This window comes from Burkholderiaceae bacterium DAT-1 (genome assembly GCA_019084025.1).
In the GTDB taxonomy this organism is placed as follows: Bacteria; Pseudomonadota; Gammaproteobacteria; order Burkholderiales; family Chitinimonadaceae; genus DAT-1.
This window is the reverse complement of the sequence record JAHRBI010000005.1, coordinates 271,824-285,587: the sequence shown is the minus strand read 5'-3', so window position 1 is coordinate 285,587 and position 13,764 is coordinate 271,824. Positions and strand designations below refer to the sequence as shown.

Genomic DNA, 13,764 nt, shown 5'->3' with positions numbered 1-13,764 from the left:
CGAGGAACTTGAGACTGGAACCTGTGGGGATTCATGTGCAGCGTAGTAAACCGCACATGAATGCGTGAGCTCAATGATACGCTACTATGTGGTGGTCTGCCAGAGAAAATACCCTGTCACGCCATCGACTTATTGCGATCTGGGCAATGGCTTGGCGATTGTCAGGCCAAGCCACTCACCATGGTAGAGGCGGGGCTACGAGACGCCGGGCGGAGTCATCGCCGATCTGGCCGAAGCGGGCGCTGCCTTGTTCCCATTCTGTTTGCGCACTCCGGATCGTATCTTTTGAGAACCCCACGAAGTTCCACCACATGATCAGCTCATCCTGCAAAGGCTCGCCCCCTAGCAACAGGGCACGATGACCTGCAGGCAGCGTGAGGGACAAGCTGGCTTGTCCGGCCGGGATGTATGCAAATTCATCCTGATCCAGCCTTTGACTGGCCACTTCCACCTCTCCCACCAGAGGCAGGAGGCCATACTCGAATGCCGGATTAAGCGGGAGGGTCAGGCTGGCATTGCTGTCGGCAACAATATCGAGACCGATCAGAGGGCTGCGTACTCCGGCGGGTGATTGCCGATCGCCAAATTTGCCGGCCAGCAAGGTAAAGCGCGCGCCGTACTCCGACCACGCCGGCAGAGCCGCATGGTGTTCGAATGCGGGCGGACAATCATGCTGATCGGCTGGCAGGGCAATCCACAACTGCGCTGCGTGCAATCGCTGGCCGTGCTCTGGCGAGTCCTCTGTATGCGAAATACCGTGGCCGGCTGTCATAAGATTCACTTCACCGGGGCGAATGATCATGTCGTTGCCGAGGCTGTCGCGATGATGGATTGTGCCTTCGATCAGCCAGGTGAAGGTTTGCAAACCGATGTGAGGGTGAGCACCCACATGCATGCCTCGATCCGCCGGGAAATCAACCGGGCCGATGTGATCGAGAAAGCACCAGGCACCCACGGTACGCTGATGGCGGGTGGGCAGCGCGCGGATAACCATCATGCCTTCCCCCAGATCGTTGCGGGGCGGCTGAATGCGCTGGAAGTGCGTCATGTCTGTTCCTTAGTTTGGCGCTGCTTGCTGCATACTGGTGTGAATGCGGATTTCGCCGGTCAGCAGTTTGTGAACCGGGCAGGCATTGGCAGCCTTGAGAAGCTGGGCACGCTGATCATCATCCAGATTGCCCTGTAAGCGAATGGTGCGCACCAGATCATTGCCGGATTCAGGTTTGCCGTCGGGGTTGAGCTGCACATCGACTTCAATTCCCTCCAGTGGAATCTGTTTGCGTACTGCAACCATCTTTACGGTGATGGCAGTGCAGGAGCCCAGGCCGGATAGCACCAGTCGGTCGGGGGTGGTGGCAGTATTGGCGCCGCCAATTGATTCAGGCTCATCTGCCCGCCATGTGTGGCCTAGATCGTCGGTAAACGTGACTTCCCAGGGGGTGTCACCCAGTCGGGCTGTGACGGTGGAGGTGGTGCTCATGGGGACTCCTGATGAAGAAACTGCAAAGACCCAGATTGTGATGCGTGCGGGGCCATTCGTCTATCAGACTGAGGGCGTTAATTCGTCTGCCCCTCCCGCCACATGTGGCGGGGTTCATGACGAACGTAGCGTCATCCAGCCTGCCAGCTTTGCCGGGTAAGCCAGTGTATAGGCTGGGCTGCTAGATGGCAGATCAAGCAAGGTGTATTGATGTGTCAGATGGCTTAACTGACGCCGCCCGATTTTCGCAGCCGTTCCGCCATTGAAGGCGATCACCTTGAGTTCGGGGAGTGACGCGATCAATGCTGTCAACTGATTGATTGCTTCGTTGCGGATGGCCGAGTCGAGACTACCCTTGCGGTCGGCTTCGGCAATGACGTCCCACAGCCCGACACCCTGTTCGAGCAAACGCTGCAAGCGGTCATCATAGGGCAGGGGGCGCAGATCGACATTGATCACTGCACCGATGAGCTCCCAGAATTTGTTTTGCCGATGTCCGTAATATTGCTGAAGGGTCAGTGAAGCATCTCCCGGCAGACTACCCAGGATCAGGATGTGCGTACCGGAATTGACGACGGGTGGAAAGCAGGATTTGCGTGGTGTATCAATCATGATGCATGAATGGAAACTCAATTCAGTGTACATGGCATGAGCGGTTTCAGACGTTTTATACTGTCCAGCTTTGCAGCCTGGTCTGCTGGTCAATATTAGAGACGTCACGATGAAAAGTTCAATCAAATACCTTGCCTTGATGCCACTGGTTGTAGCACTTGCTGCATGTGGTGGTGCAGGGAGCGGAACGACTGACAATGGCGGAAATGGTGGGCCGGATACGACACCGCCACTCATCTCCGGTCTGAGTGTAACCCAGCCAAGCAACGGTCAGGTGACACTGGCGGTGACGGCGACCGACAATGTGGGCGCCGCAGGTTACTGCCTGACACAAAAATCGGGACAGCCACTTGCGACCGACAGTTGTTTCCAGGCCGGTAATCAATTCACCTTGCCAGCGATGTTACCCGCAACACCCTACTACATCTGGGTGAAGGATGCCGCAGGTAATGTGAGCACTGCGACTCAGCCCTGGCCGTGCAGTACAGCGGGGATTGCAGCCTCAACCGCTTACACTGCGGGTTCTTCCGTCTGCATGATGACCAGCGTGGGCGAGCTGGTGTTCGGTCTGGCGAATGCCAAGGCGCCGATTACCACCGCCAACTTCCTGAAGTATGTGAATGCGGGCTTCTATAGCGGAACTGTCTTCCATCGCATCATGGGAACCTTTGTTGCTCAGGGCGGTGGCTATACATTTGTGAACGGCCAGTTTTCCCAGAAAAACACGCCTTTCGACCCGATTGCCCTTGAGCCGACCACGACTACCGGCCTGAGCAATACGTCCTATACACTCGCAATGGCCAGAACGGATGTGTTGAATAGTGCGACTAGCCAGTTCTACATCAATCTTGTAGATAACAGCAGCCTTTTGAATGCATCTGCATCCAATGCTAATACTGGTTATGCTGTTTTTGGCAGTGTAATTTCCGGAGTTGGCACCACAACCACAGCGCTGCAAAGCACGCAGGTGCAATCCAATGGTAGCGAAGTCAGCTTGCCAATCAAGCCACCTGTCATTTACTGGGCTTATCAGCTGAAGTAAACCCGTTAGCCCCAGTGTGGCCTACCCATCACCAGGTGTTGTGGTCGGCGTGCTTTGCTTCATGGAGTGCGCCGTCTGCGGCCTGATGTACGACTTGACGCGGTCTTACAGGCAATTTTTTGCTCATTGATCCGCTTTGCAGTGTTGTCTGTTGTGTTTACACGAGATATCAAATGAAGCGTTCATTAAAGCATATTCTGTTGATGCCGGTACTGGTAACACTCGCTGCCTGTGGCGGTGGAAGCGACTCATCAGGTGGAACTACGCCTGCGCCCACTCCAAGCCCAACCCCCACTCCAACCCCTCCGCCTTCTGGCGCTCCGGCGATCACCAACCTGAGTGTGTCACAGCCACAGAATGGCCAGATCACCATCACAGTGATTGCGACATCCAAAGCAGGTATCAATGGCTATTGCATGAACCAGAGTGCAACCGCACCAGCGGCAACAGATAGCTGTTTCAATGCCAGTAATCAGCTGACGGTCTCGTCCACTTTGCCTGTTACACCGAAGTATATCTGGGTGCGGGATAGTGCTGGTGCGGTAGGGACTACGCCACAGCCTTGGCCGTGCAGCGCAGTGGGCATGGCAATTTCCACCGCATATTCGGGGCAGACAGTCTGTATGCAGACGAGTGTTGGGGAGCTGGTCTTTGGATTGGCGAACGACAAGGCGCCGATTACTACGGCTAACTTTCTGAGATATGTGAATTCAGGCTTTTATGGTGGCACTGTATTCCATCGCATCGTGGCATCATTTGTCGGTCAGGGGGGCGGGTATACCTACCTTCCCGGTCAGTTTATTGAAAAAACGCCACCATATTTGCCCATCCAGCTTGAGCCTACATCGTTGACTGGCCTGCACAATACGATGTACTCCATCGCCATGGCCAGAACGAATGACCCGAATAGTGCGACCAGTCAGTTCTATATCAATTTTGTAGACAATAGAAGCCAGCTGGATGCATCGGCCTCGAATGGCAACACGGGATATGCGGTATTCGGTAGTGTCATTAACGGTACAAGCACAACGATTCCTGCCATGAAGAGTCTGAAGGTGGAGTCGACCGGCGGAGAGATGAGCATACCTGATGTGCCTCCCGTTATTTACTGGGTATATCAACTGAAGTAAACCCATCATCCCCAGTGTGGGCTGCCCATCTCTTGTTACTTGATTTTTGCAGGAACCCTAGTGCTAATAACTGGATGTCATCAGGCCGCAGGTATTGGTCCAGCTTGCGCTGGTGTGAGACTGAATCGTGGCGCCGGGGCAGCCTGAAATACACCGTCAATGGTCTGATATACCCCGCGTGCACCCAGATGCGGATGCGCAGCTGATTCCAACGGTGAAAGAACGGGCGCCACACAGGCATCCGTCCCGTCAAATAGGCTCATCCAGTGTGTGCGCGGATGTGATGCAAACAGGCTGGAAAGACGCTGGCGAAGCTCGGGCCAGGTGCGCGGGTCGAACGGACGCTTGAAGGCATGATCATCTGCCAGCCCCAGCTTGTTGAGGAAGATGGCGTAGAAGGGGGCTTCCAGCGCACCTACACTCAGCCAGCCTCCGCAGGCGCACCGATACACCCCATACCAGTGCGGTCCATCCAGCAGACCGGTGCCGCGCTGCATCGGCTGTAATCCGCCCGCATGCAGCGACAGCAGCAGATTCATCAGGTTGGCGCTGCCATCGACAATGGCCGCATCGACGACCTGACCCTGTCCGGACTGGCGTGCGTGTAACAGCGCGGCGAGTACCCCCATCGCCAGATACAAGGCGCCGCCACCGAGATCACCTACCAAGGTAGGTGGCACCAGTGGTGCGTCCCCCGGCGCACCGGCAAACCACTGCGCGCCGGATAGTGCCGCAAAGTTGATGTCATGGCCCGCATGCTGTGCCAGGGGGCCGGTCTGGCCCCAGCCGGTCATGCGGCCGTATACCAGCTTCGGATTGCGCACATGGCAAATGTCAGGACCTAAACCGAGCCGCTCCATCACGCCGGGGCGCATGCCCTCGATCAGGATATCGGCGTCCGCCAGATGATCGAGGACGGTGGCGATTGCCTCGGGCTGTTTAAGATCCAGCCTGAGCAATTGTTTGCCGCGATTGAAAATGGCCGCTTTGCCCAGCGCGAGCGGGTCTGGCACGGGAGATACTGGCCGGTCGATCAGGATGACTTGCGCGCCCATGTCGGCCAGCAGCATGCCGCAGAATGGCGCCGGACCAAGTCCGGCAATTTCCACGACCTTTACCCCGTGCAGCGGCCCCATGCTTATGCACCCGCCACAGGGTAGAAGGTGCGACCGGTTGCTGCCATTTCCTTGATCCAAGGGGGCGGTGCAAAGCGCGGGCCGAATTGATGCGCCAGTGCCTCGCATTGCGCGATAAAGGCGGGCAGACCCGCCGTATCGATATGGCTGATCGGGCCGCCCTTATAGGCCGGAAAACCCCAGCCCAGAATCGCCCCGACATCCGCATCGCGCGCATGCATGAGCACGCCTTCAGCCATGCAGCGTGCGGTTTCCACGGCCTGAATGGTGATAAAACGTTCGATCAGTACCTGTACATCGGGCTGCTCGGCAGCGACAGGAAATTCCTCGGCAAGACCCGCCCACAGCTGCTTTTTGCCATCCGCTGGGTAGTCGTAATAGCCGCGCCCCGCCTTCTTGCCGATACGGCCAATGGTGACCATGCGTTCGGCGACCTGCTCGCCGGGCTTGTCAGTGTAGGCATCGCCTAGATCGGCGCGAGTCTGGCGGTTGATCTTGCAGATCAGTTCGCTAGAGACTTCATCCGTCAGCGCCAGAGGCCCGACCGGCATGCCCGCCATCAGGCCGGCCCGTTCGATCAGTACCGGTTTGACGCCCTCGGCCAGCATCGCCAGACCTTCCAGCACATAAGTGGAGAACACGCGGCTGGTGTAGAAGCCGCGCGAGTCGTTGACCACAATCGGCGTCATGCCGAGTGCTTTGACAAAGTCCAGTGATTCGGCCAGTGTGACATCGCTGGTGGCCTTGCCAATAATCACTTCCACCAGCGGCATTTTGTCGACTGGCGAGAAGAAATGCAGGCCGATAAAGCGTTCCGGGCGCACGCTGGCTTCGGCCAGCCCCGAGATCGGCAGGGTCGATGTGTTGGAGGCAAAAATGCCATTCGGCGCGAGCATGGCTTCGGCCTGTCGCGTCACATCGGCTTTGATGGCGCGATCCTCGAAGACAGCCTCGACCACCAGTTCGGCGCCGTCCAGTGCGGCGTAATCGGTTGTGGGCAGAATCCGCGCCAGCAGGGCATCGGCCTTCTCCTGCGTCATCTGGCCGCGCTGCACGGCTTTGTCGGTGAGCGTGCGGCTGTAATGCTTGCCGCGTTCGGCAGCTTCCTGCGTCGAATCAAGCAGGACGACCTTCATCCCGGCCTTTGCCGCCACATAGGCAATCCCTGCGCCCATCATGCCCGCGCCCAGTACACCAATACTGGCATAGCTGCGCTTAGGGATATCTGCCGGGCGACTCGCCAGTTTATTCGCCTCGTTCATGCTGAAAAACAGCGTGCGGATCATGGCCTTGGCTTCAGGCGAACGCACTGCCTGCACAAAGTAGCGCGCCTCGGTCGCCTGACCGGTATCGATATCGGTGATCAGCCCTTCGTACACGCACGACAGAATACTGGTCGCCGCAGGATAGTTGCCCTTGGTTTTCTGGCGCAGCAGCGCGTTGGCCGCCATGAAGGTTTGCTGGATGGCAGGTGTCTGGATGCCGCCACCGGGGACCTTGTAGCCTTTGCTGTCCCAAGGCTGGGAGACAGGCTGATCCAACTGGCTCACAAGCCACGCTTTGGCGGCTTGTACTTCATCGCCCGCAGGCACAATAGCCTGAACGATGCCGAGTTTAAGCGCATCAGCGGCTTTCAGGCGCTTGCCTTCGAGCAGTAGGGGCAGGGCAGCTTGTACGCCGATCAAGCGCGGCAATCGCTGCGTGCCGCCTGCGCCGGGCAAGAGTCCCAGCGTGACTTCGGGCAGACCGAAGCGAGCCTTGGGATTCTCCGCAGCAACACGGTAATGACAAGCCAGCGCCACTTCCAGCCCGCCGCCCAGTGCGCTGCCATTGAGTGCAGCGGCCACCGGTTTGCCGCAGGTTTCCAGCTTGCGCAAGGCTTGCTGGATGGTGCGCGTTTGTTTGAACAAGGTCTCGGCTTCGGTGCTGGCCAGCAACCATTCCAGATCGCCGCCGGCAATAAAGTCAGACTTGGCGGATGAAATCAGAATGGCGCGTGCATCCGGGTCGGCGATGGCACGATCAATGGCGTCAAAGAATGCCGCGCAGCTTTCGCCATTGAGTACATTCTGGCTGCGGCCAGACAGATTCCAGCACAGATTGGCAATGCCGTCGGTGTCGAGGATGTAGTCGATCATAATTTTCTCCTTAGACACGTTCGATGATGGTCGCGGTACCCATACCCGCACCCACACACAAGGTGGCGAGGCCCGTACCCACGTTACGCCGTTCCATTTCATCGAGCAGCGTGCCCAGAATCATCGCGCCAGTCGCGCCCAGCGGATGGCCTAGCGCAATTGCACCGCCGTTCACATTGATACGGTCGTGTGGAATGGCCAGCGCGTCCATATAGCGCAACACCACGGCGGCAAACGCTTCATTGAGCTCGAACAGATCGATATCTTTTACTGACATCCCGGCGCGTTTCAGCGCCTTCTCGGTGGCGTAGCTCGGGCCGGTAAGCATGATGGACGGTTCGGAGCCGATGCTGGCAAAACTGCGGATGCGCGCACGCGGCTTGAGTCCGGCGCGTTCACCGCCTTCGCGGCTACCAATCAGGACGGCGGCGGCACCATCGACGATGCCCGAACTATTGCCCGCATGGTGCACATGCTGGATGCCATCCATATCGGGATAACGCTGGCAGATCACGTCGTCAAAACCAAATTGCTCGCCCATCACGGCAAATGAAGGCTTGAGCTGGCCGAGTGATTCGACAGTCGTTGCCGGGCGGATGGTCTCGTCACGACCTAGCGCGATCAGGCCATTCACATCGCGCACCGGCACAATCGACCGTGCAAAATAGCCTGCAGTCGCCGCCAGATGCGCGCGGCGATGGCTCTCGGCAGCATAGGCATCGACATCTGTCCGCGAGTAGCCCCAGCGGGTGGCAATCGCATCAGCTGAAATACCTTGTGGCACAAAGTAGGTTGGGAAGGCGCTGTGCGGATCGACGGCCCACGCTCCGCCGGATGTGCCCATCGGCACACGTGACATGCTTTCTACGCCACCGCCAATCGCCATATCCGATTGGCCGGACATCACCTGAGCAGCTGCCATATTGCAGGCCTCAAGGCCGGAGGCGCAAAAGCGGTTGATCTGTACGCCTGCGACCGATTCGGCATAGCCTGCAGCCAGTACCGAAATCCGGCCAATGCAGGCACCTTGTTCACCGGCAGGTTCCACGCAGCCCAGCACCACGTCGTCCACCAGTGCGGTATCGAGATGGTTGCGGTCGCGGATGGCGCGCAAGGCAGTTTCGGCGAGATAAAGCGGCGTGAAGCCATGCAGGCTGCCGTCCTTCTTGCCCTTGCCGCGCGGGGTGCGCACGGCATCAAAAATATACGCTTCCATAGGAGTCTCCGGCTTACAGCGAACGGCTGATCAGCTCTTTCATGATTTCGTTAGTGCCGCCGTAAATCTGCTGCACGCGTGCATCGGCCCAGGCGCGGGCGATGGGGTATTCCCACATATAGCCGTAGCCGCCATGCAGCTGCACGCATTTATCCAGCACCTTAAATTGCAGATCGCTGGCCCAGTATTTGGCCATGGAGGCTGTGGCGGCATCGAGCTGGCTGTCCATGATCAGCTCGATGCATTTGTCGACGAATACGCGGCCGATCTGCACTTCGGTCTTGAGTTCGGCCAGCGTGTGGCGGGTCGTCTGGAAATCGACCACGGCCTTGCCAAATGCCTTGCGTTCGCGGGTGTAGGCGAGCGTCCATTCGATGGCAGATTCGGCCGAGGCAATGGCGCCAATGGCGATCTGCAGACGTTCCCAAGGCAATTCCTGCATCAGGTATTTGAAGCCCTGATTCACTTCACCCAGCAGATTTCCCACCGGCACGCGCACATTGTCGAAAAACAGCTCGGAGGTGTCCTGCGCCTTCATGCCGACTTTTTTCAGGCGCTTGCCCTTGGAGAAGCCAGCCATCGAGGTATCAACGACAAAGAGGCTGGTGCCCTTGGCGCCACCTTCTGGCGTGGTCCGCGCCACTACGATCACCATGTCGGCATGCCAGCCATTGGTGATAAAGGTTTTCGATCCATTGAGGACGTAATGATCGCCATCCAGTACGGCCGATGTACGCAGGCCCTGCAGGTCGGAGCCCGCGCCCGGTTCGGTCATGGCAATCGCGCCGATCATCTCGCCGCTGGCCAGCTTGGGCAGATAGTGCTGCTTCAGCGCTTCGCTGCCATAGTGCAGCAGATAGGGCGCGACAATTTCCGAATGCAGACCGAAACCGAGGCCGGTCGCCCCTGCGCGGTAGATTTCTTCAATCAGCACCACGCTATAGCGGATATCTGCACCGGCGCCGCCATATTGCTCCGGCATGCTGGCGCAGTGATAGCCGGATTCGGCGGCCTGGGTCCAGATCTCGCGATCGACATAGCCTTGCTCTTCCCAGCGTTCGTGGTGCGGCATGACTTCGCTGTCCATAAACCGGCGAACCGAGTCGCGAAACAGGTCGTGCTCTTCATCAAATAGTGTGCGGCTGATCATGGGGATGTCTCCAGTCCATCTTGTTCTATGTGTCATTCGCGCGTTTGGGTACTCGGCGCAATTTGCATCATTTGAGCAAATGCTTGATCATTTTGTTTGATCTGATCAGACAGATATTTGATATGAAACGCCAAACCGCATCGCACACGCCTGTTCCCGTCGCCATTTTGCTGCCGCCGGCGGTGATGGCCAGCTATGTGTATCTCACGCAGGAAATGCTGCTGCTGGCAGGCACCATGCAGGCACGCAGCGCCGATGTGATGGCGAGCCGCCTGTTTGATATTGATCTGGTATCGGTGGACGGCCTGCCGGTTCACAACTTTGCCGGTGCGCCGATTGCGGCCAGTGCCACGCTGAACAACGGCAAGCGGTATGCTTATGTGATGGTGCCGGCCCAGTTTGCCCCGCAGCGTGCGCTGCGGGAGGGGGAGGCCGAACTCACCGGCTGGTTGCGCGAACAATACGCGCAAGGTGCCACGCTAGTGGCGCTCAACGGCGCGCCGCTGCTGGCCAAGGCGGGGTTGCTTTCAGGCCGGATTGCCACTGGCATGCAGAACGAAACCCGCTGGTTTCGCCAGTATTTCCCTGATATCACCTTTGCGCCCACCCGCCCCATGGTGGTGGACGAGCGCCTGATTACCATTACCGGCATCAACGCGGCAGTGGATGCATGCGCGTATGTGATTGACCAGCGTTTCGGGGCAGGTGTATCGCAGCGAATTTTGCGGGTGGCGGTGAACGAAGTATTACCGGGTTACGCGCATCTGGCCGCGTGGACACGGCGCTTTCGCCAGCATGGCGATGCGCAGATTCTGTCGGTACAGGATCGCATCGAGCGCGAACTGGCCGATTTATCAGCAGCGGCGGCACTGGCAGCGCAGGCTGCCATGAGCGAGCGCACCCTGTCGCGACGCTTTCAGGCGGCAACCGGCCACACCCTGCGCGAATACGTGGCTTTGCTGCGACTGGAAATGGCGGCTTTTCTGCTGCGCTCGACACGGATGGCCGTGTCACATGTCGCCAGCGAATGCGGATTTGGCAGTGCCAGTGCACTGGGGCGCGCCTTTCAGGATCGGTTTGATGCAAGTCCGCTGGCCTATCGTAAACGCATGTCCGCTTAATCGGACATCGGGGGCAGTGGAACCTTTTTACGCATTTTTGCTCTTTCATGCTCAGTAGTCGGGCGTGATCGGATAAGATTGCGCTTTTCCGGCAGATGCGACGTCAGTCGCACGCAGACAGCAAGCAATTCGGGAGCACAAGGACAATGTCGATTAAGGCAATTCAAGTGGGCGCACTGGCGCTGGCCGCTCTGGCTGGCTCGGCGTATGCAGATAACAGCATGGTGGCACAGCGCAAGGACGTCGGTCTGGGTGTGCAGGCATCCTATGGCGTGGACGGCGCAGGTGTGTCGATTGCTGCGGACTACCTGCTGATTTTCCCGAATACAACGGTGCGTCTCGGATTCAATGATGGCGGTATCAGCCACAATGTCAGCACTACCGGCATGAAGTATGACGGGAACTATACCGCGCGCGATGTATCCCTGCTGGTGGATTGGGCACCAAACGGTGGTTTTTTCCGTGTAACAGGCGGATTGCTTTCCGGCACCAACCGGATTTCGCTCAAGGGTGTGTCAGACGGTAACAAATATCAACTCGGTCATAATACCTATGCCGCAGATCAGGTGTATTCGATTGATGGCGAAGTGACTGCTGCCAACAAGATCAAACCGTATATTGGGGTAGGCTGGGGCAAGCTGACCGGATCAGACTCGGGACTCTTTATTGATGCTGGTCTGACATTGAGCAACAAACTGAACTCGACGGTTACCGCGGTATGTGGCGCTAGCATGTTTGATTCCTACTGCGCGCGTTTAAAAGCCGATGCGCTGGTTGAACAAAGCAAGCTGAACGATTCGGTGAAGTTCCTGAAGGCTGTGCCAACCATCAAGATTGGCTACGTCTGGGGCTTCTAATTGCCTGAGCGCAGATCGTTATATCTGCCAGCATACAAAACGGCCAGTGAATCCACTGGCCGTTTTCTTATGCAAACACGTCGGTGTTGGAATCAAAATCCTGCCGTTTTTGCTGCAAATGCGCTGACATTGGCGATGTTCAGACTCCCGAAGCCGGTAGTGTAATCCCAGCCAGCGGCAGCGCTGTATGCACCGTTGCTGCCGCTTTTGATGTCATTGAACAGTGAAGCATTCGTAGGCAGATACTTGTAAAACGATGCGGTTGGATTGGCGCTCAGGGTTTTGGTCTGGTTGCTGATGACCTGACCCCACAGGGCTGCAAAAATCGGTGCAGACAGGCTGGTGCCACCGATTTGAGCGAGTTTGCCTTTTACGTAGATGGCCGCGCCGGAGTTCGGATCACCATCGAAGGCAATATCCGGCACCTTGCGGGTATTGCTACCGCTTTGCCAAGTTGGTGCAGCCTCGTAGGCACTATTGCCACCGGTGCTGCCTTTCCATGCAGTTTCCGACACATAGGCACCGGCACTGGTGGTCGTCAGTGTGGTTCCCCCGACCGCTACAACATAAGGTGAGGTTGCTGGATAGGATACCGTTTTGGCACCGCAGATACTGGAGCCGGAATCTCCTGTAGAAACAGAGAACATCTGTCCTTGTGCAACGCCAATCTTGAACACTGCATCCATTGCTGCAATAAAACCACTCGTTTTGGCGGCGGCCTCGCACTCGCCTAGCGAGATGCTCAGGATTTTCGCAGTATTGTCCGATACAAACTTGTTTACCCCAGCCAGAATATCGCTGTTGGACAGGGTAGGAACATCATACAGGGTGAGAGATTTCAGGCTGCCGCCACTGATGCCGACGATGGTTTGGGTATCGAGATTCCACTCACCCATATTGCTGATGTCGTTCGATGCAGCACCAACCTGACGGGTGATCACATTCACCGAGCTGACGCCGGCCTTTGTCATGCCCAGCTTCAGGTCGGCAAGCGTCTGTGTCAGATTCCCCTGCACAATGACCGCTATCGCGGCAGTGCTGGGCTTCAGCGAGTTGGCGTTGTACAGCGTGCGGAATTCGGCCGGATAGTGGTAGGTGACAGCATTGGTGACTGCTGCGGCAGATACCATGCCCCGCGTGAACTGCATTTCCGGGGCGATTTCACGCATCTGCATGAAGGTTTGCAGCTTTTCCTCGCTTTGCAGACCCGTGACCGAGCGCACAACACCGGCCAGCTGGCTGGGGACGAGCACTTGCTGGCTGTTGTAGAAATACTGAACGCCGCTGGCGCTGGTTTCGCTCATCAGGGGCGTCTGGAATGCGGCTTTGACGGCTTTGTTATTCCCGACGGCCGTAATGATCATGCGGTTCTCGGCCACTACAATATCGTGGAAGCCAGCTTGTGCAAGGTGGGTAACAACAGCGCTGACATCGGTCTGTGTCGGCAGGAATTGGGCGGACATTTCCGCTGACGTAAGGGCGCGACCCGTTCCGGTTAGCTGATCGGCAACAATGCGATCCAGCTGATCCTGATTGCGTGCCTGCAGCGTAATAGTGATGGGCACCTGCCGCGATGCCGCGAGTTCATTCAGCTTTGATCCTGTGACCTGCTTTGCCACCGTTTCTGTCGCCATCCAGCCTGCTCTGGCGGTGCCCCAGGTTTGCCCCGCAGTATCAAAAAAGCCTGCTGCATGCGTCTGGGTTGCAGAAGCACTTGCAAGGGCTGTCAGAAACAAGGTCGCGCGAAATGTCATCACACTATTCCTCTAGATCCGCCAAAAGACGTTACTCAATCAGATTAATCTAATTTAGATTTGGCTAACATATTGTTCGGGATGAACGGAGGGACAGTGAGTAGTGATTCTGATGAGTGGTGTATTTG

The 13,764-nt window shown here is 57.4% G+C and carries 12 protein-coding genes; 4 read left to right on the top strand and 8 right to left on the bottom strand.

What is annotated here, in order from left to right:
* Positions 1-175: 175 nt before the first annotated feature.
* The 3 genes from KSF73_12225 to KSF73_12215 all read right to left on the bottom strand — a co-directional run bounded on the left by KSF73_12225 (position 176) and on the right by KSF73_12215 (position 2,092).
* Positions 176-1,048, bottom strand: a complete 873-nt coding sequence (locus KSF73_12225; protein MBV1776475.1) for a pirin family protein — start codon at positions 1,046-1,048, stop codon at positions 176-178.
* 9 nt (positions 1,049-1,057) lie between these two features.
* On the bottom strand, positions 1,058-1,480 hold the full coding sequence (locus KSF73_12220) for an OsmC family protein (protein MBV1776474.1): 423 nt from the start codon (positions 1,478-1,480) through the stop codon (positions 1,058-1,060).
* Between the two features lie 114 nt (positions 1,481-1,594).
* Entirely contained in the window at positions 1,595-2,092 is a 498-nt protein-coding gene (locus KSF73_12215; protein MBV1776473.1) for a DNA-deoxyinosine glycosylase, read from the bottom strand.
* Positions 2,093-2,627: 535 nt separating this feature from the next.
* Here KSF73_12215 and KSF73_12210 point away from each other — a divergent pair.
* Together KSF73_12210 and KSF73_12205 are read left to right on the top strand one after the other, a co-directional pair.
* Positions 2,628-3,134, top strand: a complete 507-nt coding sequence (locus KSF73_12210; GenBank protein MBV1776472.1) for a peptidylprolyl isomerase — start codon at positions 2,628-2,630, stop codon at positions 3,132-3,134.
* A 584-nt stretch (positions 3,135-3,718) separates the two neighbouring features.
* On the top strand, positions 3,719-4,264 hold the full coding sequence (locus KSF73_12205; protein MBV1776471.1) for a peptidylprolyl isomerase: 546 nt from the start codon (positions 3,719-3,721) through the stop codon (positions 4,262-4,264).
* A gap of 80 nt (positions 4,265-4,344) precedes the next feature.
* On the opposite strand, the gene KSF73_12200 is transcribed toward KSF73_12205, so the two are convergent.
* From KSF73_12200 to KSF73_12185, 4 genes are read right to left on the bottom strand one after another with little or no spacing between them, the layout of a single operon-like run.
* On the bottom strand, positions 4,345-5,400 hold the full coding sequence (locus KSF73_12200; GenBank protein MBV1776470.1) for a CoA transferase: 1,056 nt from the start codon (positions 5,398-5,400) through the stop codon (positions 4,345-4,347).
* 2 nt (positions 5,401-5,402) lie between these two features.
* Entirely contained in the window at positions 5,403-7,538 is a 2,136-nt protein-coding gene (locus tag KSF73_12195) for an enoyl-CoA hydratase/isomerase family protein (protein ID MBV1776469.1), read from the bottom strand.
* A 10-nt stretch (positions 7,539-7,548) separates the two neighbouring features.
* Complete coding sequence (locus tag KSF73_12190) at positions 7,549-8,754, bottom strand: acetyl-CoA C-acetyltransferase (GenBank protein MBV1776468.1); 1,206 nt, start codon at positions 8,752-8,754, stop codon at positions 7,549-7,551.
* A 13-nt stretch (positions 8,755-8,767) separates the two neighbouring features.
* Positions 8,768-9,904: an acyl-CoA dehydrogenase family protein gene (locus tag KSF73_12185; GenBank protein ID MBV1776467.1), complete on the bottom strand. Its 1,137-nt coding sequence runs from the start codon at positions 9,902-9,904 to the stop codon at positions 8,768-8,770.
* 122 nt (positions 9,905-10,026) lie between these two features.
* On the opposite strand from KSF73_12185, the gene KSF73_12180 reads away from it, so the two are divergent.
* The gene (locus tag KSF73_12180) at positions 10,027-11,025 is read left to right on the top strand and encodes a helix-turn-helix domain-containing protein (GenBank protein ID MBV1776466.1); all 999 of its coding nucleotides are present in this window, start codon (positions 10,027-10,029) and stop codon (positions 11,023-11,025) included.
* Positions 11,026-11,171: 146 nt separating this feature from the next.
* Positions 11,172-11,882 carry a hypothetical protein gene (locus KSF73_12175; GenBank protein MBV1776465.1) on the top strand — a complete coding sequence of 237 codons (711 nt, stop codon included), beginning with the start codon at positions 11,172-11,174 and terminating at the stop codon, positions 11,880-11,882.
* A gap of 92 nt (positions 11,883-11,974) precedes the next feature.
* Here the strand turns inward: KSF73_12175 and KSF73_12170 are convergent, their stop codons facing one another.
* A complete protein-coding gene (locus tag KSF73_12170; GenBank protein ID MBV1776464.1) occupies positions 11,975-13,636 on the bottom strand; it encodes a S53 family peptidase in 1,662 nt (553 codons plus the stop codon).
* Positions 13,637-13,764: the final 128 nt, after the last annotated feature.